This is a genomic window from Bartonella sp. AP30XZML (assembly GCF_042195945.1).
GTDB lineage: Bacteria > Pseudomonadota > Alphaproteobacteria > Rhizobiales > Rhizobiaceae > Bartonella.
The window spans coordinates 1-4,067 of sequence record NZ_JBHIPJ010000014.1; the positions used below are offsets into that span (position 1 = coordinate 1).

Genomic DNA, 4,067 nt, shown 5'->3' on the forward strand with positions numbered 1-4,067 from the left:
GGGGCGTGTTTATGGCAATGCAAAAATCAATAAAAAAAGCAAAGTAAGGTTGGTTCCAAAAAATTGTGAGGTGTATGAAAGAGATAATGTTGTCAATATAACTGATCAAACAGAATAAAAAGAGACATGGGGGACGTGCCTTCTTTATGGTTATAAACGCATATAAAATGCATTGCTATAAACATATCATAAAAGAGAGAGTAAAATAAAAAAAGCCGTGCCAAATGATATGACGCGGCTTTCAAATAGCGTTTTTTATTGATTAAAATGAATCATCCACAATGGAGTAATGAATGCATATATACAAAACGTATTATATTACAAGCGCTCTATGAGAGATATGAAAACTTATCAAAAGGAACGTAAATGATGCATATGATCTTTAATCACTCATTTGAATGAGAGAGCCTATAAATGCTTTTTGTTTCTCTCAAACGTATTAATCATAACGTCTTTATCTTTTAAAGAGATTCATTGAAAACAAAGCCCATGATCATGATGCTTCTTTTAAAACGTTTCAATATACTAAGCTCAAAATCGAGCTGAGTGAATTCACATAACGCATTCTATAAAATCAAAACGCTTGTTAGCTTTAACAAAACTCGTTTTTTACATTTACGAGTATTGGTTTTCAAAACAATCTCTCATAAGACAAATAAATAACCGCTTTTATCAAACGCAAGGCTTTAAAAACTGTTATAAACATCTGTTTCAAATGTTTAAACGTTCATTTAGAAAGGCTTTCATAAGTTTCTTTTAAACAGAACTTCTTTGCAAATTAATCGCTCTATATTTGTGCTCTGTACTTTTAAATGGTAACTTTTAAAACGTTTTTTAGTACCATATCTAAGGTAAAATAGTATTTTACTGCTATGGTATTACCCGCCTCCATTTTTTTGTGGAAGCGAATAATTCCGTTCTTAAAAACTAGTCTGCAATCTATTCATTAAAAGGCTTTTCATTTCATAAGATATAAAATACCTCTTTATCGTTTTTTTAACTTTTAGTAAGCGTTTTAAAAGCGATTTTATCCTTAATCCTTTTATGCAATTTTTTAAATTAAACCTATAAGCTTATGACAGGTTCAAACAGTTAATTTCTTTAATGCCATTTTAGAGGTTTTTCCCAATTTTGGGAAAAATTATATGATCTCTATTTTCTATAAATGCGTATCTTTTGGTACAATTTATCTTATAACAGTTTCAAACGATTACCCTCTATAGGTAATAAGATATTGCTATAGCATTTTTAGATTTTACGCTTCTCAATTTTGAAAACTGTAATTTTATGTTTTTATCATGCGATTAACAATCCAATCATTAAAACAAGATGTGATCTTTAAACGTATGTTATCGATAATTCCAAACAACTAAATTTTAAACAATGCGATTTTGAGTGATAAAAACATATCATAAAATTTATAAACTGTTATGAATGATATCGGCTTTTCATTTTATTTGAATACACACATGCGTTATAATATTCACGTCATGATTTGCTTTTTATGGTCTATTCATACATGGCAATCTTATATAAAAAATGATCAAATGAATCACGTATAAAAAGATGGATTCTTGAGTGGATTCATATAAAATAATTGCAAACAACATATTGACTTTATTGCGTTTTTTTGTATAATGTGACTCTGTAAACCATTAGCGTCCCCATAAATGCGAGAATTGCCGTAAACTTCTGCTTTGCCTTTTACTGAAGCATTCTCATAAATTTGCGCCTTACCATAAACACGGGTATCACTACCATAAACCTCCGCATTACCGTAAATCTTTGCATGATCATAAACATACACACAATTAGAAACATCTGCACAACCGTATACTTGTGCATGCCCAAAAACACGTGCCATGCCACCAACACGGGCATCTCCAAAAACACGAGCATTGCCAAAAACATACCCATTACTAAAAGATCTATCCGAACCAGCTACCCAACAATCACCCTCATGTGATAGGTTACCTTCATGCTCTATAAAACCACCTAGGTCACCTTTCTTGACTCTTCCAAAGTCTCTCAGTGCCCGTATGCGACGAAGCATTACAATACCATGTGAATTATTCTTATCAGGATAAAGCGTTATTCCTTGGCGTGTGAACTCATATTTCTTTTCTACAGCCATCTTTGTCTCCTTAATGCTGTAAAGTTTCTCCGGTGTGATCAACACCGCAGCTCTTGCAAATTTTCGACAATGGGGGGTGTTGCTCTTGCATTAATCTCTGCAAGCGCTCGGGATAAAAAAAATCTTCTGGACGCAAATCTATCCCATGATCACGTGCGTAATTCAAAAGCATAATTTGGTATTTAGCTGGAATGATGCCGCCTTTACCCTCTCGCTTTTCAAAGGGGTAAGTCCATTTATAAACAGCAGACACATGGCATTGAGAAATCAACGACACACGTTTTGCACCACCTAAATATTTTATAATCATAACTGCTGGAGTAATCATGTAATCCAAAATTTCTGACATATATTTGCTTATTACGCAAATATAAGCAAAATTTTCGTAATACGCAATATTGATTATTTAATAATTTTAAGAGAGAAAAGTAAAATGGATTTTCAAAAGCTAATAAAAATGTGGATTAATGAAAAATTAAATGAAATGGGGCATGGAAGCCGTAAGGCTTTAGGGCAACATTTAGGATTGAGTCCATCATCTATTACGCGCTTATTATCGATTGATGACTCTGACTCTAAAGCCTACCGTGATATCACCGCAGAAGAGCTAGTGAAGCTACACAGTTTCTTTAAGGAGTATCCTCCGTATCCGGCTTTAAGCAAGATAGATCAAGATTTTTATGATCTATATTCGTCTTGCAATGAAGAAGAACGGAGGGCAGTTTTAGCGTTTCTTCATACTTTAATCGAATCAAAAAAGCGATAACTGCTGTTTTTTCTTCATTTGACAATTGTAAAAATTTTCTTTTGGCAGTCTTATAACCTTTCATAAAATCTCCAAATATCTATAAAAACACACTAATCTTTAGATGAATACTCATAAAATAATTTTCGTTATACGATATTTTTATGTTGACATTACCGTAAAACGAAAATATGTTCACTCCATATCTTAGAAAATAACTTTTGCCAATAGGCAGTATGGAGGCATTTGTGAATAAACCAGTGTTTATAAATTCTGATGAAATTCTCTTAGTGATGTGCGAAAATGAAGAGCAAAATCTCGCTAAATCTGGTCCTTTCTTAGAAGAAAGTGACATGATCAAATTTATCGACCAAGCCGATAACGCTGTCCAAATTTTGCGTATTGAACCAACGACTAATCGTTGCGAAGATATCTCTGAAGATATTGCCGAATTCTATCTTAAAGAATGTGAAGAGCAGTGTTTCAACGGAAACATTCCTCACGATTTTATTCTACACAGCACAGCATACGGTTTTTTTTTAGATGATATAAAACAGCGCGAATATGATGATGCAATGTATGGTTCTTACGAAAAACAACACCGTTTTCGTCCTTGTGATGTGCTTTAAAAATTCTTAAGGGCGCATTTAAAAGCGCCCCCCTCTTTCCTCTTATTAAATTATCGGATGGAGTAAAATTATGAATAATCCTATCGCTATTACAAATAACACCATTAACGAAGAAAGCGTTCAGACAGTAAATGCACGTGAATTACATGTCTTTTTGGAGAGTAAACAAGATTTTTCTACTTGGATAAAAAAACGTATTATGACCTATGCTTTCCTTGATGGAAGGGACTTTATTCGCTTCCACAAAAAAATGGAAGCGAACAATGCCATAGCAGTAGAATACTATCTTACCTTAGACATGGCGAAAGAGCTTGCTATGGTCGAGCGTAATAAAAAAGGAAAGCAAGCAAGAGAATACTTTATCGAATGCGAGCGGCGTGCAAAGCAAGTCACAACACCACAAATCGATTACTCAAGTCCACAAGCGATGATTGGCTTTTTGAATTACCTACAAGGACAAATAAATCAAAAAGATACTATCATTGAAGATTTAAAACCAAAAGCAATGGCTCTGGAAAGCTTGCAACGCTCTGATGGGCTCTTCGGTCTTATTACAGCT

The 4,067-nt window shown here is 33.6% G+C and carries 5 protein-coding genes; 3 read left to right on the top strand and 2 right to left on the bottom strand.

The window, feature by feature from the left end:
• Nucleotides 1-1,552 precede the first annotated feature (1,552 nt).
• Nucleotides 1,553-2,134, bottom strand: a complete 582-nt coding sequence (locus tag ACFIL2_RS00395; RefSeq protein ID WP_375680688.1) for a hypothetical protein — start codon at nucleotides 2,132-2,134, stop codon at nucleotides 1,553-1,555.
• A 10-nt stretch (nucleotides 2,135-2,144) separates the two neighbouring features.
• Nucleotides 2,145-2,462 (bottom strand): hypothetical protein, encoded by a 318-nt coding sequence (locus ACFIL2_RS00400; protein ID WP_375680689.1) that lies wholly within the window; start codon nucleotides 2,460-2,462, stop codon nucleotides 2,145-2,147.
• Between the two features lie 105 nt (nucleotides 2,463-2,567).
• Between ACFIL2_RS00400 and ACFIL2_RS00405 the strand changes: the two genes are divergently transcribed.
• From ACFIL2_RS00405 to ACFIL2_RS00415, 3 genes are all read left to right on the top strand, one after another.
• Entirely contained in the window at nucleotides 2,568-2,900 is a 333-nt protein-coding gene (locus ACFIL2_RS00405; RefSeq protein ID WP_375626997.1) for a hypothetical protein, read from the top strand.
• A 227-nt stretch (nucleotides 2,901-3,127) separates the two neighbouring features.
• Nucleotides 3,128-3,508 carry a hypothetical protein gene (locus ACFIL2_RS00410; RefSeq protein WP_375681664.1) on the top strand — a complete coding sequence of 127 codons (381 nt, stop codon included), beginning with the start codon at nucleotides 3,128-3,130 and terminating at the stop codon, nucleotides 3,506-3,508.
• Nucleotides 3,509-3,578: 70 nt separating this feature from the next.
• The coding region (locus ACFIL2_RS00415) for an antA/AntB antirepressor family protein (protein WP_375681665.1) at nucleotides 3,579-4,067 on the top strand (489 nt) is incomplete at its 3' end.

Coding starts and splice junctions, on each gene's coding strand:
- ACFIL2_RS00395 (WP_375680688.1), bottom strand. CDS start 2,134: ATGGCTGTAGAAAAGAAATATGAGTTCACACGCCAAGGAATAACGCTT.
- ACFIL2_RS00400 (WP_375680689.1), bottom strand. CDS start 2,462: ATGATTACTCCAGCAGTTATGATTATAAAATATTTAGGTGGTGCAAAA.
- ACFIL2_RS00405 (WP_375626997.1), top strand. CDS start 2,568: ATGGATTTTCAAAAGCTAATAAAAATGTGGATTAATGAAAAATTAAAT.